The 25,994-nt window shown below is 64.8% G+C and carries 22 protein-coding genes and 1 tRNA gene; 11 read left to right on the top strand and 12 right to left on the bottom strand.

Annotated elements, in window-relative coordinates; all coding sequences use genetic code 11:
- Positions 1-283: 283 nt before the first annotated feature.
- Positions 284-359: transfer RNA gene (locus AC56LU_RS07995), tRNA-Arg, on the bottom strand.
- Between the two features lie 202 nt (positions 360-561).
- Between AC56LU_RS07995 and AC56LU_RS08000 the strand changes: the two genes are divergently transcribed.
- Complete coding sequence (locus tag AC56LU_RS08000) at positions 562-1,449, top strand: c-type cytochrome (protein WP_497175054.1); 888 nt, start codon at positions 562-564, stop codon at positions 1,447-1,449.
- A gap of 55 nt (positions 1,450-1,504) precedes the next feature.
- Here AC56LU_RS08000 and AC56LU_RS08005 read toward each other — a convergent pair whose 3' ends face one another.
- The 3 genes from AC56LU_RS08005 to AC56LU_RS08015 all read right to left on the bottom strand — a co-directional run bounded on the left by AC56LU_RS08005 (position 1,505) and on the right by AC56LU_RS08015 (position 7,295).
- Positions 1,505-2,986, bottom strand: a complete 1,482-nt coding sequence (locus AC56LU_RS08005; protein WP_497175055.1) for a right-handed parallel beta-helix repeat-containing protein — start codon at positions 2,984-2,986, stop codon at positions 1,505-1,507.
- 87 nt (positions 2,987-3,073) lie between these two features.
- Entirely contained in the window at positions 3,074-5,134 is a 2,061-nt protein-coding gene (locus tag AC56LU_RS08010) for a M13 family metallopeptidase (RefSeq protein WP_497175056.1), read from the bottom strand.
- Positions 5,135-5,225: 91 nt separating this feature from the next.
- On the bottom strand, positions 5,226-7,295 hold the full coding sequence (locus AC56LU_RS08015; RefSeq protein WP_497175057.1) for a M13 family metallopeptidase: 2,070 nt from the start codon (positions 7,293-7,295) through the stop codon (positions 5,226-5,228).
- A gap of 528 nt (positions 7,296-7,823) precedes the next feature.
- Between AC56LU_RS08015 and AC56LU_RS08020 the strand changes: the two genes are divergently transcribed.
- Both AC56LU_RS08020 and AC56LU_RS08025 read left to right on the top strand, forming a co-directional pair.
- Entirely contained in the window at positions 7,824-9,251 is a 1,428-nt protein-coding gene (locus AC56LU_RS08020; protein WP_497175058.1) for a S41 family peptidase, read from the top strand.
- A 114-nt stretch (positions 9,252-9,365) separates the two neighbouring features.
- Positions 9,366-10,487: a beta-ketoacyl-ACP synthase III gene (locus AC56LU_RS08025; protein WP_497175059.1), complete on the top strand. Its 1,122-nt coding sequence runs from the start codon at positions 9,366-9,368 to the stop codon at positions 10,485-10,487.
- Positions 10,488-10,649: 162 nt separating this feature from the next.
- Here the strand turns inward: AC56LU_RS08025 and AC56LU_RS08030 are convergent, their stop codons facing one another.
- The 7 genes from AC56LU_RS08030 to AC56LU_RS08060 form a co-directional block, all read right to left on the bottom strand.
- The gene (locus tag AC56LU_RS08030; RefSeq protein WP_497175060.1) at positions 10,650-12,683 is read right to left on the bottom strand and encodes a 2,4-dienoyl-CoA reductase FMN-binding domain-containing protein; all 2,034 of its coding nucleotides are present in this window, start codon (positions 12,681-12,683) and stop codon (positions 10,650-10,652) included.
- 68 nt (positions 12,684-12,751) lie between these two features.
- Positions 12,752-13,204, bottom strand: coding sequence for a hypothetical protein (locus AC56LU_RS08035; RefSeq protein WP_497175061.1), 453 nt, complete (start codon positions 13,202-13,204; stop codon positions 12,752-12,754).
- A 15-nt stretch (positions 13,205-13,219) separates the two neighbouring features.
- Positions 13,220-13,681: a DUF2721 domain-containing protein gene (locus AC56LU_RS08040; protein ID WP_497175062.1), complete on the bottom strand. Its 462-nt coding sequence runs from the start codon at positions 13,679-13,681 to the stop codon at positions 13,220-13,222.
- A gap of 44 nt (positions 13,682-13,725) precedes the next feature.
- Positions 13,726-14,682, bottom strand: a complete 957-nt coding sequence (gene pip / locus AC56LU_RS08045) for a prolyl aminopeptidase (RefSeq protein ID WP_497175063.1) — start codon at positions 14,680-14,682, stop codon at positions 13,726-13,728.
- A gap of 56 nt (positions 14,683-14,738) precedes the next feature.
- Positions 14,739-16,061: an amino acid deaminase gene (locus AC56LU_RS08050; protein WP_497175064.1), complete on the bottom strand. Its 1,323-nt coding sequence runs from the start codon at positions 16,059-16,061 to the stop codon at positions 14,739-14,741.
- 116 nt (positions 16,062-16,177) lie between these two features.
- On the bottom strand, positions 16,178-16,918 hold the full coding sequence (locus AC56LU_RS08055; protein ID WP_497175065.1) for a beta-ketoacyl-ACP reductase: 741 nt from the start codon (positions 16,916-16,918) through the stop codon (positions 16,178-16,180).
- A gap of 86 nt (positions 16,919-17,004) precedes the next feature.
- A complete protein-coding gene (locus AC56LU_RS08060; RefSeq protein WP_497175066.1) occupies positions 17,005-18,183 on the bottom strand; it encodes an acetyl-CoA C-acetyltransferase in 1,179 nt (392 codons plus the stop codon).
- 295 nt (positions 18,184-18,478) lie between these two features.
- Here AC56LU_RS08060 and minC point away from each other — a divergent pair, with 295 nt between their 5' ends.
- The 3 genes from minC to minE are packed head-to-tail and all read left to right on the top strand — an operon-like array spanning position 18,479 to position 20,399.
- Positions 18,479-19,270 (top strand): septum site-determining protein MinC, encoded by a 792-nt coding sequence (gene minC, locus AC56LU_RS08065; protein WP_497175067.1) that lies wholly within the window; start codon positions 18,479-18,481, stop codon positions 19,268-19,270.
- Between the two features lie 60 nt (positions 19,271-19,330).
- On the top strand, positions 19,331-20,146 hold the full coding sequence (minD, locus tag AC56LU_RS08070) for a septum site-determining protein MinD (protein WP_497175068.1): 816 nt from the start codon (positions 19,331-19,333) through the stop codon (positions 20,144-20,146).
- Position 20,147: 1 nt separating this feature from the next.
- Positions 20,148-20,399 (top strand): cell division topological specificity factor MinE, encoded by a 252-nt coding sequence (gene minE / locus AC56LU_RS08075; protein ID WP_027864594.1) that lies wholly within the window; start codon positions 20,148-20,150, stop codon positions 20,397-20,399.
- 62 nt (positions 20,400-20,461) lie between these two features.
- Here the strand turns inward: minE and AC56LU_RS08080 are convergent, their stop codons facing one another.
- Entirely contained in the window at positions 20,462-21,004 is a 543-nt protein-coding gene (locus tag AC56LU_RS08080; RefSeq protein ID WP_497175069.1) for a hypothetical protein, read from the bottom strand.
- Between the two features lie 188 nt (positions 21,005-21,192).
- Here AC56LU_RS08080 and AC56LU_RS08085 point away from each other — a divergent pair, with 188 nt between their 5' ends.
- The 5 genes from AC56LU_RS08085 to prmC all read left to right on the top strand — a co-directional run bounded on the left by AC56LU_RS08085 (position 21,193) and on the right by prmC (position 25,957).
- Positions 21,193-21,882 (top strand): response regulator transcription factor, encoded by a 690-nt coding sequence (locus tag AC56LU_RS08085; protein WP_497175070.1) that lies wholly within the window; start codon positions 21,193-21,195, stop codon positions 21,880-21,882.
- 120 nt (positions 21,883-22,002) lie between these two features.
- Positions 22,003-23,274, top strand: a complete 1,272-nt coding sequence (hemA, locus tag AC56LU_RS08090) for a glutamyl-tRNA reductase (RefSeq protein WP_497175071.1) — start codon at positions 22,003-22,005, stop codon at positions 23,272-23,274.
- 90 nt (positions 23,275-23,364) lie between these two features.
- Positions 23,365-24,441 carry a peptide chain release factor 1 gene (gene prfA / locus AC56LU_RS08095; RefSeq protein ID WP_497175072.1) on the top strand — a complete coding sequence of 359 codons (1,077 nt, stop codon included), beginning with the start codon at positions 23,365-23,367 and terminating at the stop codon, positions 24,439-24,441.
- 218 nt (positions 24,442-24,659) lie between these two features.
- A complete protein-coding gene (locus AC56LU_RS08100; RefSeq protein ID WP_497175138.1) occupies positions 24,660-25,133 on the top strand; it encodes a disulfide bond formation protein B in 474 nt (157 codons plus the stop codon).
- Complete coding sequence (prmC, locus tag AC56LU_RS08105; protein WP_497175073.1) at positions 25,130-25,957, top strand: peptide chain release factor N(5)-glutamine methyltransferase; 828 nt, start codon at positions 25,130-25,132, stop codon at positions 25,955-25,957. Before AC56LU_RS08100 ends, prmC begins: the two co-directional genes overlap by 4 nt.
- Positions 25,958-25,994 lie beyond the last annotated feature (37 nt).

A 25,994-nucleotide genomic window follows, 5' to 3' on the forward strand; every position in this document is an offset into this window, starting at 1 on the left:
CAATTTCAATGTTGCACTTCGGTAATATCCCCGATTGATTTAGTTGCTTACCGTGCAACTTCCTACTGCATCACCTGTTCTTCAGGTGCATCATTCACCGTCGGGGAACAAGTGTGGCACTCTGCTTTAATCTTGCGCAAGCAAAACTGTTACAAAGCTGCATCGGTGTCGTTTATCGGTGCCACAAGGGGACAAGGTCGGCGCGACCATTCGAACAAGCGCAGGAAAGGTACGCATGCAGGAGACTGCTTCGAAGGTGCACTGGTGGAACTAGATTTGATGATGGTGCGGCTGGCGGGGATCGAACCCACAACCCTTGGCTTCGGAGGCCAATACTCTATCCATTGAGCTACAGCCGCACGGGAGGTAAACAGATGTGATGCCGAAGGATACAGAAATTCCAGCCTCCCGTCCATGGAAAGGCTGGCACGCTGACAATTTGCGTGCCACAGCGTATTACTTTACGTCTATAATCGGCCGTTTGGCGGCGTTTCCAAAAAAGCACGCAGAGGTGCAGGCGCCGGGAAGGTAGCAGGTTTTTTTAATAGTATTAAGGAAATCATGAGCGACGCACACCACGAACACGAATCAGTCATCCGTACGCCGAAGCAACTCATCGCCGCTGTCGCAGGTTTTTTCCTGGTTATTGTAATCGGCATCATCCTGCTGGTGGTCTACGCTACCAGCGACAAGCTGACCGGCGCCGGCACCACCTCCCAGAATGAAGAAGCCGTCGCCGAACGCATCCGGCCACTCGCCGAGCAGGATTTCACGCTGGTCGATGCCAATGCGCCACGCATCCTGCAGGCCGGCGGCGCGGTCTACGCGGCAGTATGCGCTGCCTGTCATGACAGCGGCGCAGCTGGCGCCCCGAAAACTGGCGACACTGGTTCGTGGAGTGCGCGCCTGGGCCTGGGCTACGATACCCTTGTCAAGCATGCGATCGAAGGCATCCGCGCGATGCCGGCCAAAGGTGGCAATCCAGACCTGGACGATGTGGAAGTAGCGCGCGCCGTGGTGTTCATGGCCAACAAGAGTGGCGCCAGCTTCAAGGAGCCAGCAGCGCCCGCCCCGGTCGCAGCGCCGGCAGCGGCAACGGCGGATGCCGCAGCGACGCCGGTTCCTGCCCCGGCGGCTGCGTCAGCTTCGGCAGCTGCCGCGCCGGCCCCTGCCGCCGTAGCGGCGCCGGTCGTGGCCCAGGCGAACGGCCAGAGCGTCTACAACGCCGCCTGCGTGGCCTGCCATGGCGCCGGCATCGCCGGTGCACCCAAGCTGGGCGACAAGGCCGCGTGGACCGCGCGCATCGCACAGGGCGCGCCAACGCTGTACGAGCACGCCATCAAGGGCTTCCAGGGCAAGGCCGGCGTGATGCCGCCGAAAGGCGGATCAACCGCGCCCGATGCTGACATCAAGGCTGCCGTCGATTACATGGTCGCCGCATCGAAATAAGCCTGGCGGCAGCGCCAACCAAGCAACCCGGACCTGATCCGGGTTTTTTTGCGCTTCAGGGTGCCGGTGGCTGCGCTGTCAGGCAGCCGCTGAAATCGTCGAACGCCCCGTAGCGCGGTTTGTCCGCACGCGCGGGGCCGCACAGGTCGGGCACTGCGCCACCCGCAGCCGACCGGCGTTCGGCCGGCTCGCGCCAGCGGAAATCGAAGTCGAGCGGGTCGCGGAACAGGTCGCGCTGCGGATGGCTGCCGGCATACAGCCACGCCGCCGACGAGTACCGGTTGTCGCCCATGTGCAGGATGCCATTGTCGCGACTGCGGATGATGCCGTCGACCAGGTTGCCGTCGAGCGTAGCGCTACTGGTGGCGAAGCGCACGGTGATGCCACCAGTGTCGACCAGCGTATTATGGATCAGCTTGCTGCGCGCGGCCGCGTTCAAGTAGATGCCGTCGTCCGAGCACGAGGCGACCAGGTTGGCGCGCAGCGTGCTGTCGTCCTGCTCGGTGATGCACCTGCCATCGCGGCAATACGGCTTTCCGGTGCCGCCGCCCCCCAGGGACAGGCCGACCCGCTGTCCCGGTGCGCCGCGCAGCCGGTCTTCGCACAGCACCATGTTCTGCTCCAGCAGGTTGTCGCTGCCGGCGCCCTTGACGAAGGCACCGTAGCTGATGCCGTCGCCCCTGCCCTTGATGAAGTCGCTGATCAGGTTGCGGCGGATCACCCAATGGCTGGCCGCGACCACGTCGACCGGCGTGACCGAGCTGCTTGTGTCGCGGATACCGTTGTTACGCAGCGTATTGGATTCCAGCAGCCCATGGTCGGGGTAGCGCCCGCCCTCGGCATTGACCTTGACGTGCGCATTGAAGTCGAGGATCAGGTTATTCACTGCGGCGAAATGATGGGCGTTGCCCACCACGTGGAAGGCATGCTCGCAGCCGCCTTTGCACACGCCCTGCAACACCAGGTTCTCGAAGCGCCAGTAAGGTGCGGACAGCTTGAAGCCTTCGGTCGTGTTGATCTCGACCTGGACGCTGCCGGGTGAGATGGCGCGCACGACGATCAAGGCGTCTTGCAGGCCGGGACGCGAGATCACTAGCGGGCGGTCGATCCGATACCGGCCCGGCATCAGGGTGATGACCTGGCCTGGCTGCGCCGCCGCAATCGCGCGCAGCAGGCCGGCGCTGTCGGCGACCATCACCACCTGCCCGGCCCGCTCTGGCGCTCCTGCCGCCTGCACACCCACGCGCCCGCTCCAGGCTGCCGTGCGCAGCGGCGGCTCGCCGCGATCGGCACCCACCAGCCAGCGCCGCGCGGCCACGCCGATGGTTTCGAATACCGCATGGTGCCCATCGCTGCGGCGCTCGACGTACGGCCCGAGGGACCGCGGGGTGATCCCGACGTCGTTCAGATAAAACAGCGCAGCGCCGCCAGCGGCACCGGCGAGTGCCAGTCCCGCGCCGCCCAGCCAGAAAACACGGCGCAGGCCGTTGCGGCGCCGACGGCGGGCGGTGTGGGAAAGGTCGGTCGAATTCCGCATGGTCTCGGTCGTCGGCAATGTGTAGTCGTTAAAAGAAAGAAGGCCACGACATGATCGTGGCCTTCTTTGTACTTGGTCAATAAAAACTTACCAGATAATCACGCGGTCCTTCGGCGCCAGGTACATCTTGTCGCCTTCCTTCACGCCGAAGGCTTCGTAGAAGCCCGGCTGGTTCTTCAAGGTGCCGTTGGCGCGGAACTGGCCCGGCGAGTGCGGGTCGGTCTTGACCTGGGCGATCTGTGCCGGCTCGCGCATCTTCGAACGCCACACCTGGCCCCAGCCCATGTAGAAGCGCTGGTCGCCCGTGAGCTTGTTGATCACCGGCGCCGGCTTGCCCTTCAGGGACAGTTTATACGCCTTGTAGGCGATCGCCAGGCCCGAGTTGTCGCCGATGTTCTCACCTAAAGTCAATTCGCCGTTCACGTTATAGCCCGGCAGCGGGCTGTAGCCGGCGTACTGGGCGATCAGGACCTTGGTCTTCTCGGCGAAACGCTTGCCGTCTTCCTCGGTCCACCAGTTGCGCATGTTGCCGTCGCCGTCGTACTGCGAACCCTGGTCGTCGAAGCCGTGGCTGATCTCGTGGCCGATCACGGCGCCGATGCCGCCGTAGTTCACCGCGTCGTCGGCATTCGCATCGAAGAACGGTGGCTGCAGGATCGCGGCCGGGAACACGATCTCGTTCAATTCCGGGTTGTAGTAGGCGTTGACGGTCTGCGGCGTCATGCCCCATTCGTCGCGGTCGATCGGCTTGCCCAGCTTGTTCAGTTCGCGGTTGTATTCCACTTCGCGCGAACGCATCACGTTGCCGACCAGGTCCCCGCGCTTGACGCTCAGCGCCGAATAATCCTTCCACTTGTTCGGGTAGCCGATTTTCGGGGTGAACTTGGCCAGCTTGGCCTGGGCTTCCTTCTTGGTGGCCGGGCTCATCCAGTCGAGGGTGTCGATCGAGGTGCGGTAGGCCTCGAGCAGGTTCTTCACCAGCACTTCCATGCGCGCCTTGCGCTCGGCCGGGAAGTGCTCTTTCACGTACAGCTTGCCGACCGCATCGCCCAGCGAACCCTCGATGGTGGACACGCCGCGCTTCCAGCGCGGTTCCAGTTTCGGCGCGCCCGACAGGGTGGTGCCGTGGAAGGCGAAGCGCTGGTCGACGAAGGCTTTGGAGAGGTAATTGGCGTAGCCGTTCACGGTGTGCATCTGCAGGTAGACCTTCCAGGTCTCGAGCGGCACCCGGTTCACGATCTCGGCCATGCCCTTCAGGTAGCTCGGCTGGCTGACGATGACGTAGTCGGTCTTGCCCTTGATGCCCGATTCCGCCAGCCAGGCGTCCCAGGCATAGCCCGGCGCCAGTTCGGCCAGCTTGGCCAGCTCGACCTTGTTGTAGGTCTTGACCGGGTCGCGGTTCTCGACCTTGGTCCACTGGACGCGCGCCAGTTCGGTCTCGAGATCGACCACGGCTTTCGCATTCGCCGCGGCATTGCGGTCGCCCGACATGGCCAGCATCTTCTCGACGTGCTGCTGGTACTTGGCGCGGGTGTCGGCCAGCTTGGTGTCGTCCGCCTTCAGGTAGTAGTCGCGGTCCGGCATGCCCAGGCCGCCCTGGTACAGGTCGGCCACGTATCTGGTCGAATCCTTGGCGTCCTGGTGGATGTAGAAGCCGAACGGCACGGTGACGCCCATGCGGCCCAGGCGCGCGAAGGTGGCGGGCAGTTCGGCCTTGTCCTTGATGGCAGCGATTTTCGCCAGTTCGCCCTTGAGCGGAGTGATACCCAGCTGCTCCAGGCGCGCTTCGTCCATGTAGCTGGCGAAGAAGTCGCCGATCAGCTGCTCTTCCGAGCCGGCGCGCGGGTTCCTGGTGGCGGCCGATTTCTCGATGATGGCGCGCAGCTGCGGCTGGGTGTCGTCGTGCAGCTTGTAGAAGGCGCCCCAGCTCGACTTGTCGGCCGGGATCTCGACGGTCTTGAGCCACTTGCCGTTCAGGTGCTGGAAGAAGTCGTCCTGCGCGCGCACGGACGGCTCGACGTACTCGAGCGCGATGCCGGTCGACAGTTTTGGCGTAGCCTTGCTGCCGGTGGTGCTCTTCGCGGATTCAGCCTGCGCCATCGAAGCCACCAGGACGAGCGCCGCGGCGCTCAGGATATGTCGTTTCATTCTGTCTCTCCGTACTGTTGTCTTGTAGTTGTCTGAATGGTGAAACGGGCCGGAAGCTTGCGCCGCCGGCCCGTTCGGGAGTGCTACCTGCTTACCAGATGATCACGCGATCCTGCGGCGCCAGGTACATCTTGTCGCCCGGCTTGACGTTGAAGGCCTCGTAGAACTCGGGCATGTTCATCACGGTGCCGTTGGCGCGGAACTGGCCCGGCGAGTGCGGGTCGGTCTTGACCTGGTTGATCTGCTGCGCTTCACGCATCTTCGAACGCCACACCTGGCCGAAGCCCATGAAGAAGCGCTGGTCGCCGGTGAGGTTGTCGATGACCGGCGCCGGCTTGCCGTTCAGCGACAGCTTGTAGGCCTTGTAGGCGATCGACAGGCCGGCGTTGTCGCCGATGTTCTCGCCCAGGGTCAGTTCACCGTTCACGTTATAGCCCGGCAGCGGCGAGAAGCCGTTGAACTGCTTGACCAGCTTGTCGGTGCGGGCCTTGAAGGCGGCGCGGTCAGACGCGGTCCACCAGTCGCGCAGGTTGCCGTCGCCATCCGACTGGCTGCCTTTGTCGTCGAAGCCGTGGCCGATCTCGTGGCCGATGACGGCGCCGATGGCGCCGTAGTTGACGGCGTCGTCGGCGCGCATGTCGAAGAACGGCGGCTGCAGGATCGCGGCCGGGAACACGATCTCGTTGGTCGTGCTGCGGTAGTAGGCGTTGACCGTCTGCGGCGTCATGCCCCATTCGGTGCGGTCGACCGGCTTGCCCAGCTTGTTCAGCTGGTAGTTGTACTTGAAGTTCGCAGTGCGCATCGCGTTGCCGACCAGGTCGTCACGCTTGATGCTCAGCTTCGAATAGTCGCGCCACTTGTCCGGATAGCCGATCTTCGGGGTGAACTTGGCCAGCTTGGCGCGGGCTTCCTTCTTGGTGTCCGGGCTCATCCACTCGAGGTTGTCGATCGACTGGCCGTACGCGACGATCAGGTTCTTCACCAGCTCTTCCATGCGCGCCTTGCGCTCGGCCGGGAAGTGTTCCTTCACGTACAGCTTGCCGACCGCTTCGCCCAGCGCGCTCTCGACCGCGCCGACGCCGCGCTTCCACAGCGGGGCCTGTTCCGACACGCCCGACAGCGCGGTGCCGTAGAACGAGAAGCTCTGCGCCACGAAGGCTTTCGACAGCAGCGGCGAGTATTCGCGCAGCAGCTGCCACTCGAAATAGGATTTCAGGGTCGACAGCTCGGTCTTGGCCAGCACCTCGTTCAGGCCCTGGAAGTAGCTCGGCTGGTTGACGATGATGGTATCGAGCTTGTTGCCGACGCCCGACGCGCCCAGGGCCGCCTTCCAGTCGTAGCCAGGGGCCAGCTTGCCCAGCTCGGCCACGCTCATCTTGTTGTAGCGCTTGACCGGGTCGCGGTTCTCGACGCGGGTCCACTGCACCTTGGCCAGCTCGGTCTCGAAATCGACGATGGCCTTGGCCTGGGCCGCGGCATCCTTTTCGCCGGCCAGCGCCAGCGTCTGCTCGACGTGCTTCAGGTACTTGGCGCGCACTTCCGCCAGCTTGGCGTCGTCCTGCTTCAGGTAGTAGTCGCGGTCCGGCATACCCAGGCCGCTCTGCGAGATGTACACGACGTGTTCGGTCGAGTTGCGCATGTCCTGGCTGACGTAGATGCCGTACGGGGTCGAGACGCCGATCTTCGACAAATGGGCCACCAGGTTCGGCAGGCCCTTCTTGTCCTTGAGGGTGCGGATCTTCTGCAGCTCGCTGCTCAAGGGCTTGGTGCCCAGGGCTTCGCGGCGCGCTTCATCCATGTAGCTGGCGTACAGGTCGCCGATCTTCTGGGTTTCGGAACCCGTCTTGGCCGACTTGTCGGCCTGCGCGGCCTCGATGATGGACTTGATCTGCGGCGTGGTGTCGTCGCGCAGCTTCATGAAGGTGCCCCAGCTCGCCTTGTCGCTCGGGATCTCGGTCTCTTTCAGCCACTTGCCGTTCAGGTGGGTGAAGAAGTCGTCCTGCGGGCGCACGCTGGCATCGATGTATTGGGTATCGACACCCGAGATCGGCGCGGCGACCGACTTGGCGCTCGCGGCTACGGCCGCAGCCGGCTTGTCTGCCGCGTTGGCAAAGGCTGCCGCCAGGGACAAGGTCAGGGTGCTCAGAAGGATTCGCTTCACGGAATAGTCCTCGATTGCTAGGGATTGCTGGGTTGTGAAATAGCGGCCGGCTTGTGGCCAGTCTCATCGTTGTGCGCCTGGGTAATCACCCGTCCTCGACGGTAAAGGCTCCAGGCATTCTAGCGGGTGAGCAAAGGGCGGCAACAGCCTGCCGGGCTTTTTTACTTTTCGATACATGCAGCAAGGGTGATATCGCATATGCATGTGTTGGTACGTCACAACAACATGCGCGGGAAAGCGGCCATAAAAAAGCCCGCGGAGGGGGCCGCGGGCAAGACCACTTCAAAAGTGGAGAGAGAGAGAAAAACTGAGATTGACTATAAGGTTCGGCTCCCCCACCCGATTGGACTCTTACAATTGCTTACCAACCTGAGCAATTCGTAACAGGGCTCGACGGCCGCTGCTGCCCGAACAAGGTTTGGCCTGCTTCGGAGCAGCACGCGGCGTTCGGGTTTATACTGGACTCGCGCTAACTCATGTGCACACCGGGGCACCGGCAGCGAAGTCAGCGCTCACATCGGGTGAACCATGGGCTCCACTTTCAAGAATTCCTGTCTCGTCGGCCTGGGCGCCATTGCCGGGGTCGCGGTCACCATGCAGTTTTCCGCGCTGGCCCAGAAGCCGGTCGATGCGGACATGCCCATGGCCGAGCTGCGCCAGCTGGCCGACGTCTACGGCGTCATCAAGTCCACCTATGTCGAACCGGTCGAAGACAAGGCCCTGCTGTCGCAAGCGATTTCCGGCATGGTCGCCTCGCTCGACCCGCACTCGGCCTACCTCGACCCGCGCGCCTACCGCGAGCTGCGCGAAGGCACCGAAGGCCGCTTCGTCGGCCTCGGCATCGAGATCTCCGAGAGCGACGACGGGTACGTCGAAATCGTCGCCCCGATCGAGGATTCCCCTGCCTGGCATGCGGGCATCAAGGAGGGCGACCTGATCACCCGGATCGACGGCCATCCGGTGCAGGGGCTGCCGATCGACGAAGCGATCAAGCGCATGCGCGGCGAGCCCGGCACCCGGGTGACCCTCACCATCGCACGCAAGGACAGCCCCACGCCGCTGCGCTTCACTATCGCACGCGGCGAAATCGTGCAAAAGAGCGTCAAGGCGAAGATGGTGGAGCCGGGCTACGCATGGCTGCGCATCGCGCAGTTCCAGGAACCCACCGTGGACGACATGGCGGCCAAGCTGCAGGCGCTGTACCGCGACAACCCCGACATGAAGGGCCTGGTGCTCGACCTGCGCAACGACCCGGGCGGACTGCTGCAGGGGGCGATCGGCGTGGCCGCCGCCTTCCTGCCGAAAGACGCCGAGATCGTCTCGACCAACGGCCAGCTGGCGGACTCGCGCCAGCGCTTCTACGGCAGCCCCGAGTTCTACATGCTGCGCAGCGGCGCCGACCCGTTGTCTTCGCTGCCGCCGGCCTTCAAGAAGCTGCCGATGGTGGTGCTGGTGAACACCGGTTCGGCCTCGGCCTCCGAGATCGTCGCCGGCGCGCTGCAGGACTACAAGCGCGCGATCATCCTCGGCAGCCAGACCTTCGGCAAGGGCTCGGTGCAGACCATCCGCCCGATCGGCCGCGACGCGGCGGTCAAGCTGACCACGGCGCGCTACTACACCCCGGCCGGGCGCTCGATCCAGGCACGCGGCATCGTGCCCGACTTCCCGGTCGACGAAACGCCCGACGGCGACGGCCTGAACGCGCTGCGCATGCGCGAGGCCGATCTCGACCGCCACCTGTCGAACGACCGCGACAAGGAAGCCGCCACGCGCGCCGACGACATCGAGGAACAGATGCGCCTGTGGGCCGAGGCGCGCGCGCGCAAGCCGCTCGACTACGGCAGCGCCGACGACTTCCAGCTGGCCCAGGCCCTGCGCCACCTCAAGGGCGAGAAGGTGCAGCTGTCCAAGCGCGCTGGTTCTGCCGATACGACGCTGGCGCAGCACGCGCGCTAAGCCTAGGTTATACGGGCCAACGTGCCGGTTCCGACAATTCTCAGGTCCTTTCCAAGGGTGTAGAATCGGCGCATCTTGCGGGCAACTCCCGTTATTTTCTTTGAAAGTTTTGACATGAAACCTGTCGTGATCAGCGGCACCGGCCTGTTTACGCCCCCGTATTCCATCTCCAACGACGAGCTGGTGACGGCCTACAACGCCTACGTCGCGCTGTACAACCAGGAACACGCCGCCGCCATCGCCGCCGGCGAGACCGCTCCGCTGGAAGCGTCGAGCAGCGCCTTCATCGAGAAAGCCTCGGGCATCAAGTCGCGCTACGTGATGGAAAAGGAAGGCATCCTCGACCCAAGCCGCATGACCGCCCGCATCCCGGAACGCGCCGACGAACAGGTGTCGCTGCAGGCCGAAATGTGCGTAGCCGCCGCGCGCGAAGCGTTGGACCGCGCCGGCAAGCAGCCCGCCGATATCGACATGGTGCTCGTAGCCTGCTCCAACATGCAGCGCCCCTACCCGGCCATGGCGGTCGAGGTGCAGGAAGCGCTGGGCATCGAGGGCTTCGGCTTCGACATGAACGTGGCCTGCTCCTCGGCCACCTTCGGCATCCAGACCGCGGTGGACGCGGTGCGCAGCGGCCGCGCACGCGCCGTGCTGATGCTGAACCCGGAAATCACCAGCGGCCACCTGAACTTCCGCGACCGCGACAGCCACTTCATCTTCGGCGACGCCTGCACCGCCGTGATCGTCGAAGCCGCGGAGACCGCGACCAGCCGCCACCAGTGGGAAATCCTGGACAGCAAGCTCAAGACCAAGTTCTCGAACAACATCCGCAACAACTTCGGCTTCATGAACCGCTTCGACGAAGCGGGCATCGGCGCGCCGGACAAGCTGTTCCGCCAGCAGGGCCGTAAGGTGTTCAAGGAAGTGTGCCCAATGGCGGCCGAAACGATCGCCGACACGGTCCAGAACGCCGGCCTCGAGATCAAGGACGTGTCGCGCTACTGGCTGCACCAGGCCAACCTGAACATGAACCTCCTGATCGCGCGTACCCTGCTGGGCCGCGACGCCGAGCCGGGCGAGGCGCCGGTGATCCTCGACACCTATGCCAACACCTCGTCGGCCGGGTCGATTATTGCGTTCCACAAGTACCAGGATGACCTGCCGAGCGGCGCCAACGGCGTGATCTGCTCGTTCGGCGCGGGTTATTCGATTGGGTGCGTGGTCGTTCGCAAGAAGTAATCGTAGCGTGGGCGGGAAAACAGGTCCGTAGGCTGGGCGGCTTTGCCGCCCACGCGTCCAAATTACGCAAGATCAGCCTGCGCGACATTTCATTCGCTAGCTATCACCGCGTGGGCGGAAGACCCGCCCACCCTACATTCAAGACGATATCATCGGACCCAGTTACAAACGCGCCGCCAATTCAGCCCCCTCCCGGATCGCCCGCTTCGCATCCAGTTCCGCCGCCAGCGCCGCCCCGCCGATCTTGTAAAAGCGCGGCCCGCCTTGCACAGGCTGCGCCGGCATCAGCTCCGCCAGGCTCTCCTGCCCGGCGCAGACCACCACGTTGTCCACCTCCAGCAGGCGCCGCTCGCCGCCCACGGTGATGTGCAGGCCGGCGTCATCGATCCGGTCGTACTGCACCCCAGCCAGCATCTGCACGCCGTTGCGCACCAGGGTAGCGCGGTGCACCCAGCCCGAGGTCTTGCCGAGCCCAGCGCCCGGACGCGTGCTCTTGCGCTGCAGCAGCCACACTTCGCGCGGCGGATGCGGCTTCACCGGTGGCACCAGCCCGCCCGGCCTGGAAGACGCAGGGTCGACGCCCCACTCGCTCATCCAATGCCTGGTGGGCACCGGCAACGGGACTTCCGGGTCATGCACCAGGAACTCGCCCATGTCGAAACCGATGCCGCCGGCGCCGATGATGGCCACGCGCCTTCCCACCGGCTTCCCTTCACGCAGCACGTCGAGGTAGCTCAGCACCTTCGGGTGCTCGATGCCGTCGATCGCAGGCTTGCGCGTGGTGATGCCGGTGGCGACGATCACGTCGTCGAAGCCCGCCGCCAGCAGCTCCTCGCGGCTGATGCGCGTGTTCAGGCGCAGCGTCACACCGGTCAGTTCGATCCTGCGGCCGAAATAGCGGATGGTCTCCGCAAACTCCTCCTTGCCCGGTACCCGCATGGCGACGTTGAACTGGCCGCCGATGCGGTCCAGCGCGTCGAACAGCGTCACCTGATGCCCACGCTCGGCCGCCACGGTGGCCGCCGACAGGCCGGCCGGACCGGCGCCGACCACGGCGACGCGGCGCGGCCGGGCGCTCTTGCGAAACACCAGCTCGGTCTCGTGGCAGGCGCGCGGATTCACCAGGCAGCTGGCACGCTTATTGGAAAAAGTGTGGTCGAGACAGGCTTGGTTGCAGGCGATGCAGGTGTTGATCTCGTCAACGCGTCCGCCGGCCGCCTTGACGACCCAGTCCGGGTCGGCAAGAAAAGGGCGCGCCATCGACACCAGGTCGGCGCTGCCTTGCGCCAGCAGCGCTTCGGCATCGTCCGGCATGTTGATGCGGTTGGATGCCACCACCGGAATCCGCACTTCCTTGCGAAGGCGGCCCGCCACCTCGGCAAAGGCGGCGCGCGGCACCGAGGTGACGATGGTCGGCACGCGCGCCTCGTGCCAGCCGTAGCCGGTGCTCAGGATCGTCACGCCGGCAGACGCCAATGCCCTGGCCACCGCCACCACCTCGTCCCAGGTATTGCCGCCTTCGACCAGGTCGAGCACCGAGTGGCGGTACATCAGGATAAAGTCGGGGCCGACCGCTGCACGGATGCGGCGCACCACCTCGACGGCCAGGCGCATGCGGTTCTCGATGCTGCCGCCCCAGTTATCGGTACGCTTGTTGGTGCGCGCGCACAGGAACTGGTTGAGCAAATAGCCTTCGCTGCCCATCACCTCGACGCCGTCGTAGCCGGCCATCTTGGCCAGCTTCGCGCAGCGGGCGTAGGCGGCGATGGTGGCCTCGATGCCGGCGGCGTCGAGCGCCTTCGGCCTGAACTTCGAGATCGGCGACTTCAGGCTGGAGGCCGACACCACGAAGGGCTGGTAACCGTAGCGGCCCGCATGCAGGATCTGCAGCACGATCTTGCCGCCCTCGTCGTGGACGGCGCGCGTGACGCGCCGGTGGTTGGGTACGTCGCCCAGGAAGTTCAGGGTGCCGCCAAAGGGCAGCAGCCAGCCCTGGCGGTTCGGCGAGATGCCGCCGGTGACGATCAGACCGGCGCCGCCGCGTGCGCGCTCGCGGTAGAACGCGGCCAGCTTGCCGTAGTTGTAGAAGCGGTCTTCGAGCCCGGTGTGCATCGAGCCCATGATCACGCGGTTCTTCAGTGTGGTGAAACCGAGATCGAGCGGCGCGAGGAGATGAGGATAGGTGGAATGCGTCATCACGGCATTACACCGTGATTTCGTGGAGCGTTGTTTCTAAAATTCTTACTGAACTGCCACCGGGAGGTTCAGGACAGGTGGAATTCGCGCTCGCGCAGCTCGGCGAATGCTTCGATGCTGCCGATGTTGATGACCACCGGATTCAGGCTCGAGCCCGGCGACATCGAGCGCCAGGCGAACTGCCATTCCTTTTCCTGCGACTGTCCCAGGCTCTTGGTAAACGCCGCGCCCAGCGGCGAGCGCGTGCCGTATTCCACCTGGCCATCGATACCGGCCCAGTTGGGCAGGGTGCGCTGCACCGCGCGGTGCAGGCGTTCGCCGAACAGCTCGGTGTTATGGATTACCAGGCAGCGGTCGGCGGGACTGAACACGTCGAACAGGCGCTTGTCCCATGCGGTCGAGAACGACAGGGCAAGGAAGCCGCCGTCGGGCAGCAGACGGAACTGGCCGCGCAGCGCTGCTTCGAGTTCGTCTTGCGGCGCGTAGCGGTACAGGGTCGGGGGGCGTTGATAGTCGTGCATGGGTTCTCTACTAATTCATTCGGTAAGGCGCTTGCGGGACTGCTTGAGCGACAGGATGTGCTGCATGCGCATGAAGCGCGAGGCAATGAAGATCTCGCGCAGGAAAAAAACGAAGCTGCTGATCAGGCCGAGCATCGCAATCACGAACAGCCCGGCGATGTACTGGTCCAGCCGCAGGTTGGTGGTATCGCCAACGAACAGCATGGCGATGACGAGGCAGACCATCAGGCCGCAGGCGGTGCTGGAGGTGATCGCGGTGTTGATCAGGTGCGCACGCACGTACAGCGTCTCGCGCTCGGAGAAGTATTCAGCATTGGCGCCCTCCTTGAGGCGCTCGTCGAGGACGCGGGTGCGGTCGATGATGCGCGCCAGCCGGTTCGTCAGCACGGTCAGCTTGGTCGCCACGCCGGTCAGCAGGAAGACCGGCGCGATCGCCAGCTGGATGACGTGGCCGATGTCGCTGATCTGGATATTCATGAGAACACGGTTCGTTGTTGTAGGTTTGTCCGTAGTGTAGCAGGTCAGTCGAAGCGCCCGTGGCGCTTGAACTGCTCGGTCGCACTCACCAGCGCGCGGGCAATGCCGGTCTCGAGCGCGCCGTGGCCGCCGTCGGGAATCATGTGCAGCCTGGCGCCCGGCCAGGCCTGGTGCAGGCGCCAGGCCGACAGCGGCGGGCAGATCACGTCGTAGCGGCCCTGCACGATGGTGGCCGGCAGGTGGGCGATACGCTGGACGTCGCGCACCAGCTGGTCTTCTTCCAGGAAGGCGCCGTGCAGCATGTAATGCGATTCGAGGCGGCCGACGCCGAGGTCGAGCGCGTCAGACGAGGCTTCCTCAGGCTGCGGCAGCAGGAACACGCGCCGGCCTTCGAAGCGGCTCCAGGCGCGCGCGGCCGGCCAGTACACGGCGGGGTCGGTGCACAGCAGGCGCTCGCAATAGGCCTTGAGCAGGTCGCCGCGCTCGGCTACGGGAATCGGCGCCACGAACTCCTCGTACAGCTCGGGGTAGAACCACTTGACGCCGTTAATGAACCAGTCGACCTCAGGCTTCGTGCACAGGAAGATCCCGCGCAGCACGAAGCCGAGGCAGCGTTCCGGGTGGGCCTGGCCATAGGCCAGCGCCAGCGTCGATCCCCATGAGCCGCCGAACACCAGCCATTGCCGGATGCCGAACATGGCGCGCAGGCGCTCGATGTCGTCGATCAGCAGTTGGGTCGTATTGTTGCGCCACTCCCCCAGCGGGGTCGACTTGCCGGCCCCGCGCTGGTCGAACAGGATCACGCGGTAGGCGCTCGGGTCGAAGAAGCGGCGGTGCTGCGGCGACAGCCCGGCGCCCGGCCCGCCGTGCAGGAACAGCACCGGGATGCCGTTGGGGTTGCCGACTTCTTCCCAGTAGATCGTGTGCAGCTCGTCGACGGCGAGCATGCCGTGGCGGAGGGGCTGGATCGGCGGGAACAGCGACGGCGGTGTGGCGGGCATGGAGTCTCTACTCTCTCGGCAGGTGAGTACCGATTGTAGCTCACCACCCCGCCCTTTCAGAAGAAGGTGTTCAGCGCTTCAAGCACGTTGTAGGCGTCGTCCACGGCCAGCAGCACCTGCCACTTGTCGAAGGTGGTGCAGGGATGCGAGATGCCGCAGCCGACCAGGTCGCCCACCTGCAGGGCGGCGCGGATATCTCCCTCCGGCAGCCGCAGGTAGGCGTGCTGGTCGTTCATCTTGAAGATCTCGCAGCCGGGCGGTAGCTCACCTGGCGCGGCCACATCGCTGCCGGGACGGTGGCTGAACAGCGGTGTCGGCAAGGCTTCGTCGTAGCCCGCGTCGCGCTTGCCCATCGTGAGGATCGCCAGGCCCGGCTCGGGACGCGACTGCACGGTGCTCCAGACTTCCAGCGCCGGGCGCAGGCCCTCTTTCGTATGTGCCTCGCGCTGATCGAGCTGGGCCAGCAGGCGCCGATATGAACCGTGGTCGCTGGTGAGATAGCAGCCGCTGCGCAGCACCGCACGCACCGGGCGCGACAGGTCGTCCATGCCCGCGAAGCCGCGCGCCACCAGATCGAAATAGGACGAACCGCCGGCCGAGATCAGGATCTCGGCGCCGCCGAACAGGCCTTCGGCGTCAGCCGTTTCCACCAGGTCCACCAGCTCGGCCAGGAAGGCCTGAACGGCGCGCACATCGGCATCGCGGTCGGCGCTGACCAGGAGGCCCTCGTAGCCTTCGAAGCCCGCCAGCACCAGGCCATCGGCTTGCGCGATGGCGCGGGCCACCGCCATCGCTTCTTCCGGAGTACGGCAGCCGGCGCGCTTGCCGGCCAGGCCGAGTTCGACCAGCACCGGCAGGGGACGGGCGAGCTTGCGCGCCACCGCGGCCTGCGCGAGCCGCGCCACGCCCTCGAGCGAATCGGCCAGCACGAAGCACTCGAAGTCCGGATCGTCGTGCAGCAATGCCAGCATGGCCTCGATGTCGGCGCGCGCCACCAGCTGGTTCGCCAGCAGCACCCGGCGCACGTTGAAGCGGTGCGCCACTTGCACCTGCGTCGCGCTGGCCAGGGTGATGCCCCAGGCGCCGTTGGCCAGCTGGGCCGCGAACAGCTGCGGGCTCATGGTGGTCTTGCCGTGCGGGGCCAGGGTGGCGCCGTGGCGTTCGCAGAAGGCCTTCATCCAGGCCAGGTTGTGCTGCAGGGCCGAGGCCTTGAGCACGGCAACCGGGAAGCTGGTGTCGCCGCGCAGGATGTTCCAGCCTTGCAGGCCGACGGCGCCCTGACGAAGGGGCTCGGTCAGCGGCAGGCCCTTGGTACCGGGCAGGAGGAGTTGTTCATCGAGGGTGGACAGGGCGAGGCCGTCGCGGGGCAAGGTGTGCATGGCAGCGCTTTGGAAGTAGTCGGGATGCGACTATTTTAATGGCCTCTGGGCGCGCCGGGCCGCGCAAAAAAAGGCACCGCCGCAGCGGTGCCCTCCCTTGCACGAAAGCGCAGCATTTACTGCATGTGCTGGCCGCCGTTGATGGCGATATTTGCGCCGGTCACAAACGCAGCCTCTTCCGACGACAGGTAAGCCACCAGGCCGGCGACTTCTTCCGGCTTGCCCAGGCGCCCCATTGGAATCTGCGGGATGATCTTCGATTCCAGCACTTCGCTCGGGATGTCCATCACCATCTTGGTACCGATGTAGCCCGGCGAGATGGTGTTGACGGTCACGCCCTTGCGCGCCACTTCCAGCGCCAGCGCCTTGGTGAAGCCGTGCATGCCGGCCTTGGCCGCCGAGTAGTTGGTCTGGCCGAAGGCGCCCTTCTGGCCGTTCACCGACGAGATGTTGATGATGCGGCCCCAGCCGCGCTCGACCATGCCGTCGCAGACCGGCTTGGTCATGTTGAACACGGAATCCAGGTTGGTCTTCATGACCGCGTCCCAGTTCGGCTTGTCCATTTTCTTGAAGGTCATGTCGCGCGTGATGCCGGCGTTGTTCACCAGCACGTCCACCGGGCCGACTTCTTGCTCGACCTGGCGCACGCAGGCCTGGGCCGAGTCGTAGTCCGACACGTCGCAGGCGTAGGCCTTGAAATCATAGCCCTGCTCTTTCATCTGGCCCAGCCAGGAATCCGCCTTTTTGTTCCCCGGCGAAAAGGTAGTGACGACCTTGTAACCCAACGCGGCCAGCTTGATGCACACCGCTTCGCCCAGACCGCCCATGCCGCCCGTCACCAATGCTACTCGTGCCATTGTCTTCTCCAGTTTTGTTGTCAGTCACTTCTCTACGAACCAGGGCGGCCGCGCCGGACTGCCCTGACATCAAATCAAGGCTGCGCTCAGTCGCGTTCGACCGCCAGCGCCACGCCCATGCCGCCGCCGATGCACAGGCTGGCCAGTCCGCGCTTGGCGTCGCGGCGCACCATCTCGTGCAGCAGGGTCACCAGCACGCGGCAGCCCGAGGCGCCGATCGGGTGGCCCAGGGCGATCGCGCCGCCGTTCACGTTGATCTTCGCCGTGTCCCAGCCCATTTCCTTGTTGACCGCGATGGCCTGGGCAGCGAAGGCCTCGTTGATTTCCATCAGGTCGATGTCTTCGTGGGTCCAGCCTGCCTTTTTCAGGCAGAGCTGGGTTGCCGAGACCGGGCCCATGCCCATGATCGACGGGTCCAGGCCGGCCGATGCGTAGGCCTTGATGCGCGCCAGCGGGGTCAGGCCCAGCTCTTTGGCCTTGGAGGCGCTCATCATGATGACGGCCGCGGCGCCGTCGTTCAGGCCGGACGCATTGCCGGCGGTGACGGTGCCTTCTTTATTGAAAGCCGGACGCAGGCTGCCCAAGGCTTCGAGGGTCGAGCCGTGCTTCGGGTACTCGTCGGTGTCGAAAACGGTCGGGCCCTTTTTCGACGGGATCTCCACCGGAATGATCTCGTCCTTGAACTTGCCCGCCTTTTGGGCGGCCTCGGCCTTGAGCTGCGACTGCAGCGCGAATTCATCCTGCTCGGCGCGCGAGACGTCGTACTTGCGTGCGACGTTCTCGGCGGTCACGCCCATGTGGTACTGGTTGTACACGTCCCACAGGCCGTCGACGATCATGGTGTCGACCAGCTTGGCGTCGCCCATGCGGAAACCGTCGCGCGAGCCGTTCAGCACGTGCGGCGAGGCGCTCATGTTTTCCTGGCCGCCGGCGATGACGATCTGGGCGTCGCCGCACTTGATGGCCTGGGCGGCCAGGTGGGTGGCCTTGAGGCCGCTGCCGCAGACCATGTTGATGGTCTGGGCCGGCACCATGTCCGGCAGCCCGCCCTTGATGACGGCCTGGCGGGCCGGGTTCTGGCCGGCGCCGGCGGTGAGGACTTGCCCCATGATCACTTCGCTGACCGAGGCGGCGTCGATGCCGGTCTTGGCCAGCAGTTGGCGGATCACGTGCGCGCCGAGCTCGGCGGCAGGGATCTTGGCCAGCGTACCGCCGAATTTACCTACTGGAGTGCGGCCGGCGGCCACGATGACGACATCTTCCATGTTGCTCTCCCTAGTCCCGGTCTGGCCGGGGATTGTTAAAATCGGCTGGGCCGTAAAACCATGCATCTTAAGGTTCTGCGCAAAGCCCATGTTTAATCGAAATCAATCTTATCAGCTTATTCACCGATTACAACCGGGTCTTAATAGGCTGGTCACGATGTTGCTTGCTTGTATTTGAACGCTGAAGAAAGCCTGCGGCAACAGTCATTTCTACTAGGAATCATGCGTACGTAAACGTCCTTTCGGTCAATTTTCACAGTAGAATGCACGAGCGCAACGCCAACCAGACTGCTTTATGCTCAAGACCCCATCCTCACTGCCTATCGAAATCAAGATTTCCACGGTCGTCGCCATTTCGACGATCCTGCATTCGGCCGACCCGGCCACGATCGATGCGGCGTTGAACCAGATGACCGGTGGGGTCTCGGATTTCTTCGAGGACGAGTTCGCGGTGATCGATATTGCCGCCATCGCCCATGAGGCGCCGGTCATCGACTGGGCAGCCCTGGTGGCGCTGCTGAAGAAATACCGGCTCAATGCGGTGGCCGTGCGCGGCGCCGGCCCGGAGATGGCGGATGCGATCCGCGCCCACGGCCTGTCGCTGGATGACGGCTCGAGCGGCGTGCGCGCGCCCGAAGCAACGGAAGTGCCGGCGGTATCGGCTCCGGTCGCCGAGCCGGCCGCCGCGCCGGAACCTGCACTGGAACCGGCCCCGGCACAATCGCCCCCGCTTCCTGTGGCGGCCATGATCATCGACACCCCGGTGCGCGCCGGTCAGCGCGTCTATGCGCGCGGCAGCGACCTGATCATTACCGCCGTGGTCAACAATGGGGCGGAAATCATCGCCGACGGCAGCATCCACGTGTATGCGCCGCTGAACGGCCGCGCACTGGCGGGCGCCTCCGGCAATCCGGAAGCGCGCATCTTCGCCTTGTCGATGCAGCCGGAACTGGTGTCGATCGCGGGCGTGTACCGCACCTTCGACGACGGGTTCCCCAGTGACCTGACGCGCCAGCCGGCGCAAATCAAGCTGGTCGGCGACCGGCTCGCGATCTCATCGCTGGCAACGCCGCCGTCGCGCACCTGAGGTTGCGCACGTCAAAACTTCGACCGCAGAGATACTGCTAGAACTGTAAAGGACCTTTTTGTGGCAAGAATTATTGTTGTGACGTCCGGCAAGGGCGGTGTGGGCAAAACCACCTCGAGCGCAAGCTTTTCCAGCGGCCTGGCCCTGCGCGGCCACAAGACCGCCGTCATCGACTTCGACGTCGGCCTGCGCAACCTCGACCTGATCATGGGCTGCGAACGCCGTGTGGTCTATGACCTGATCAACGTCGTCAACGGCGAAGCGACCCTGACCCAGGCGCTGATCAAGGACAAGCACACCGAGAACCTGTACATCCTGCCGGCGTCGCAGACGCGCGACAAGGATGCGCTGAGCGAAGAAGGCGTGGAGCGTGTGCTGAACGAGCTGGTCAAGATGGGCTTCGAATTCATCATCTGCGATTCGCCGGCCGGCATCGAGCACGGCGCGCTGATGGCGCTGACCTTTGCCGACGAGGCGATCGTCGTCACCAACCCGGAAGTGTCCTCGGTGCGCGATTCCGACCGCATCCTCGGCATCATCCAGGCCAAGTCGCGCCGCGCCCAGAGCGGTTCGGAGCCGGTCAAGGAACACCTCCTGATCACCCGTTATTCGCCGAAGCGCGTGGAAGCCGACGAGATGCTGTCCTACCAGGACGTGCAGGAAATCCTGCGCATCCCGCTGATCGGCATCATCCCGGAATCGGAATCGGTGCTGCACGCCTCGAACCAGGGCAACCCGGCCATCCATTTCAAGGGCACCGACGTGGCCGAAGCCTACGAGGACGTGATTGCCCGTTTCCTGGGCGAAGACCGCCCGCTGCGTTTCACCAGTTACGAAAAGCCGGGCCTGCTGCAGCGCATCTTTGGAGCCAAGTGATATGGCACTTCTCAATTTCCTGTTTCCGGAGAAAAAAAAGAGCGCTTCAGCCGCCAAGGAACGCCTGCAGATCATCATCGCCCGCGAGCGCAGCAGTGTCACGGGTCCGGACTTCCTGCCGGCCCTGCACCGCGAGCTGATCGAGGTGATTTCGAAGTACACCAAGGTCAGCGCCGACGACATCAAGATCTCGCTCGACCGCCAGGGCAACCTGGAAGTGCTCGACGTGAACGTGGTGCTGCCGGACGCCTGAGGGCATGAAGGCCTGATAAACAAATGCCCGCTCGAAGCGGGCATTTGTTTATCCAGGAGGCGTCAAACGGGCGCCGTCCCCATATCGATCACCCGCGCCTTCTGCAACTCCTGCGCCACCTTGGCGCAAGCGTCCACATGCTGGTAACCCATCTTGCGGAACAGTGCGAAGCCGATCGCCGCCGAGGCCACCTGCCCCGCGATCGGCACGACCTTGGTCACCGTCTTGGCCGCGATCCTGACGCCCGCGCGCTTGAAAATCTGCAGCACCAGCGCCTTCGTCACCAGCTTCCCCACCAGCATGCCGCCAACCGAGGCCGCGGCCTGGTAGACCAGCACCCGCATGCGCGGATGCAGGCGCTCGATCTGCTGCTGGCTCAGGCCGAACTCCTGGTTGACCTCTTCCACCAGCACGGTGAAGGTGGTCAGGTCCGACAGGATGTCCACCCCCGGCAGCGGCACTGCCGCCACTCCGGCCGACATCAGCGCCCGCTTGCGCACCATCTCGCGGCAGCGCTCGCGCGCCAGCTCGATCTCGGCGCCACTCACCGGCTCCAGCTTCGGCTCGGCCGCGGCGACCTCCTTTTTTTTGCGTCGAAACCACATATCGCCTCCTGTTCGCATCGTACCAACGAGTGTAACGCCCTCTAGCGTTTCTCTTTAACACAACAGATCTAATTTCCAGAACGCAAAATCATTATTTTGCTGTAGCGCTATTTTGTAAAAGTCTGCTATATTCGGTTTAACCCTTGTAGGAGGCTTCCTACAAGGGCAACCTCAACAGTAGATGTCCTATGAAGATCGCCGTTCTCGAACAAGACCGCAGCCAGGCTGAACTCATCTGCCAGGTGCTGACCGCAGCAGGCCACAGCTGCCAGTCGTATGACAGTGCCAAGGAATGCCTCGCGCAACTGCGCAAGGAAAATGCCGACATGCTGGTCATGGACTGGAATGTCCCGGACATGGAAGGCGCCGAAGTGCTGCGCCGTGCCAAGGAAAAAATGGCGTCCAATGCGCCGGTGATTTTCCTGGTCGGCAACAATGCCGAGGACGATATCATCGCCGGCGTCACGGCCGGCGCCGACGACTACCTGGTCAAGCCGCTGCGCCGCGGCGAGCTGGTGGCGCGCGTGTCGGCACTGCTGCGCCGGGCCTACCCGTCGCAGAACAGCGCCGAGCAGCTGCAGTTCGGCCCCTTCACCTTCGAAACCCGCCCGGGACGCCTGCTCAAGGATGGCTCGATCATCGACGTCACCCAGAAGGAATTCTCGCTGGCGCTGCTGTTCTTCCGTAACATCGGCCGTCCGCTGTCGCGCGCCTACATCCACGAATCGGTCTGGGTACGCGATACCGACGTGCCATCGCGCACGATGGACACCCATGTCTCGCGCGTGCGCAACAAGCTCAGCTTGCGTCCGGAAAACGGCTTCCGCCTGGTGCCGGTATACAGCTACGGCTATCGCCTGGAAAAGCTGGGCGCCTGAGCGTCGTGTAAAGAGTAGTGCAATAGCATTGCGCTAACATGGCGGCCGGCCCCGGCCGCCCGCTGAAACCCTTCTCGCACAAGGGTATAATGGGTGCATACCCGTCGACCCCGCCCCTCCATGCAACTGCTTGCCGTTGGCCTGAACCACACGACCGCACCGGTCTCGCTGCGCGAGCAGCTGGCGCTCGCGCCTGACCAGCTCGGCAAGGCGGTACAGGCGGCGCGCGGCTGGTTTGCGCGCCAGGGTGCCGGTGGTGACGAGGCCGCGATCCTGTCGACCTGCAACCGCACCGAGATGTACGCGGCCAGCGACATTGCCAATCCGCTCGACGCCTCGGCCCAGTTCCTGGCCCATTATCACGCGCTGAATTTCGCCGAGCTGCGCCCCCATCTCTACATGCTGCCGCAAGACAGCGCCGTGCGCCACGCTTTCCGGGTCGCCTCCGGGCTCGATTCGATGGTGCTGGGCGAGCCACAGATCCTGGGCCAGATGAAGGACGCGGTGCGCAGCGCCGAGGAAGCCGGCGGCCTGGGCACCTACCTGCACCAGCTATTCCAGCGCAGCTTCGCGGTGGCCAAGGAAGTGCGCAGCACCACCGAGATCGGCGCCCACAGCGTCTCCATGGCCGCCGCCGCGGTGCGTCTGTCGCAGCGCATTTTCGACCGCATCGCCGACCAGCATGTGCTGTTCATCGGCGCCGGCGAAATGATCGAACTGTGCGCCGCCCATTTCGCCGCGCACAACCCGGCATCCGTCACCATTGCCAACCGCACGATGGAACGCGGCGAAGCGCTGGCGAACCGCTACAACGGCAGCGCGATGCGCCTGGCCGACCTGCCCGAGCGCCTGCAGCATTTCGACATCGTGATCTCGTGCACCGCCTCGACGCTGCCCCTGATCGGCCTCGGCATGGTCGAGCGCGCGGTCAAGGCACGCCGCCACCGCCCGGTATTCATGGTCGACCTGGCCGTGCCGCGCGATATCGAACCGGAAGTCGCGCGCATGGACGACGTGTTCCTGTACACCGTCGACGACCTCGCGCAGGTTGTGCAAACCGGCATGGAAAGCCGCCAGGCCGCGGTCGCCCAGGCCGAAGCCATCATCGACCTGCGCGTGCAATCCTTCATGACCTGGATCGGCGACCGCGCCGTGGTGCCGGTGATCCGTGAGCTGCACGAGTCGAGCGAGGCGCTGCGCCTGGCCGAACTCGAACGCGCGCGCAAGCTGCTGGCGCGTGGCGACGACCCCGAGGCGGTGCTGGAGGCACTGTCGAAAGGCCTCACCGCCAAGTTCCTGCATGGGCCGCAGCAGGTGCTGCACCATGCCCAGGGCGACGAGCGCGCCCGCCTGGCAACCCTGTTGCCCCAGCTGTTCCGCGGCCGCCGTTAGCGGCCCTCTTCCTTTCGTCGTGCGCCTGTCCGCTGCCGGGCGGGCGCGTCCCGGCCGCATTGCTGCCACCCGAACTGACCCGAGCATTCCATGAAACCATCCATGCTGGCCAAGCTGGACCAACTGGCCAACCGACTCGTCGAACTGGACGAACTCCTCATGTCCGAAGGCGCCACCGCCAACATGGACAGCTACCGCAAGATGACCCGCGAACACGCCGAGCTGTCGCCCTTAGTCAGCCTGTACCGCCAGTACGGGGCGGCCCAGGACGACATCGTGGCCGCCCAGGAGATGGCGCAGGACCCTTCGATGAAGGAGTTCGCGCAGGAAGAGATCGAAGAAGCGAAAGGGCGCCTGGCCTCCCTCGAGCTCGATCTACAAAAAATGCTGCTGCCGAAGGACGCCAACGACGAGCGCAACATCTTCCTCGAGATCCGCGCCGGCACCGGGGGCGACGAGTCGGCGCTGTTCGCCGGCGACCTGCTGCGCATGTACACCCGCTTCGCCGAGCGCAATCGCTGGCAGGTGGAGGTGGTGTCGGAGTCGAGTTCGGACCTGGGCGGCTACCGCGAGGTGATCGTGCGCATCATCGGCAACGGCGTGTATTCGAAACTGAAATTCGAATCGGGCGGGCACCGCGTGCAGCGGGTTCCCGCCACCGAGACGCAAGGCCGCATCCACACCTCGGCCTGCACCGTGGCGGTGATGCCGGAAGCCGACGAGGTCGAGGACGTGAACATCAACCCGGCCGACCTGCGCATCGACACCTACCGCGCGTCCGGAGCAGGCGGACAGCACATCAACAAGACCGATTCGGCGGTGCGCCTTACCCACCTGCCTACGGGAATCGTGGTGGAGTGCCAGGACGACCGCAGCCAGCACAAGAACAAGGCCCAGGCGCTCAAGGTGCTGGCCGCGCGCATCAAGGACGTGCAGCTGCGCGAGCAGCAATCGAAAGAGGCGGCCACCCGCAAGAGCCTGATCGGCTCGGGCGACCGCAGCGAGCGGATCCGCACCTACAACTTCCCGCAGGGCCGCCTGACCGACCACCGCATCAACCTGACCTTGTACAAGCTGGACTTCATCATGGACGGCGACCTGGCGGAGCTGACCAATGCGCTGGCGGCGGAGCATCAGGCGGAGCTGCTGGCGGCGCTCGGCGATTGATCCTGTAGGGTGGGCGGGTCTCCCGCCCGCGCGTTCAAATCCGGCATGCACGGATGCGACGCGACTATTCACCAGCTGGTTGAACGCGTGGGCGTAGTTCAGGCTACTGGCCTGAATTACCCTGCCCACCCTACGTCAAGCAAAGATTAAGTGGCAATATGGGCTTCATGCGAGAATGAGCCCGTCCTGAACAACACCCAGAAGAACCAACGATGATGCTGCCTTCCAACCGCCAGATCCTGTTCGCCATCTCGTCGATCTGCTTCGCGCTGATCGGGGTCGCCCTCTACCTGCAGCACATCCACGAGATGCTGCCCTGCCCGCTGTGCGTCATCCAGCGCTACATGTTCCTGGCGATCGGCGTGGCGAGCCTGGTGGCGGCCATCAGCGGCAAGGTGCGCGAAGGCACGGTGCTGGCGCTGCTGGCGGCGCTGGGCGGCCTGTATGCGGTCGGCAAGCACCTGTACGTGATCGCCAACCCGGGCTTCAGCTGCGGCATCGACCCGATGGAGACCTTCCTCAACAAGATCCCGACCGCCGAATACCTGCCCTGGCTGTTCCGCGCCGACGGGCTGTGCGAAGGCGCCACCGACTCGCTGATGGGCCTCGCGATCCCGCAATGGTCGGCGGTCTGGTTCGTGGTGCTGACCGCGCTGCTGGCCTTCGTCCTGCTGCGCAAGAAGCGCGCATGACGCCAGTCGTTCAAGCCGGCACGACGATCGCGCAACTCCAGACGACGCTGCCGCTCGACCCGCTCGAAAACCGCATCCTGTTGTGCCATGCGCTCGGGCTGTCGCGCATCCAGCTGATCACCCAGTCCGAGCGCGCGCTTGACGCCGACGAAGCCGAGCGGCTCGGCGCCCTGGTGGGACGCCGCCTGGACGGCGAACCGATCGCCTACATCGTCGGCGAACGCGAATTCTTCGGGCTGCCTTTCAAGGTCGGCCCCGGCGTACTGATTCCCCGCCCCGACACCGAACTGATCGTCGAACTCGCGCTCGAGCGCCTGCCGGCGCGCGGCCGCCTGCTCGACATGGGCACCGGCAGCGGCGCCATCGCCGTGGCCTGCGCCCACACGCGCAAGGACGCCATCGTGACTGCGCTCGACCTCAGCGAAACGGCGCTGGCGATCGCGCGCGCCAACGCCGCGGCCAACGGCGCCGCCGTGCGCTTCCTGCAGAGCGACTGGTTCGCCGCCGTGGGCGACGAATGTTTCGAGGTGATCGCCTCGAATCCGCCCTACATCGCAGCGGGCGACGAACACCTGTCGCAGGGCGACCTGCGCTTCGAGCCGGTGGGCGCGCTGACCGACCATGCCGACGGCCTGGCTGCACTCCGTTGCATCATCGACGGCGCTCCCGCCCACCTGGAAGCGGGGGGCTGGCTGCTGCTCGAGCATGGCTACGACCAGGCCGACGCGGTGCGCACATTGCTGGCGGCGCGCGGCTACGGCGAGGTGCAGAGCTGGCGCGACCTGGCCGGCATCGAGCGCGTCAGCGGCGGCCGCATTTCCTGACGGGCGCACGAACACGGGCGGTCTTGCTAAAATGACC

The organism is Telluria sp. PB2R4, assembly GCF_059685695.1.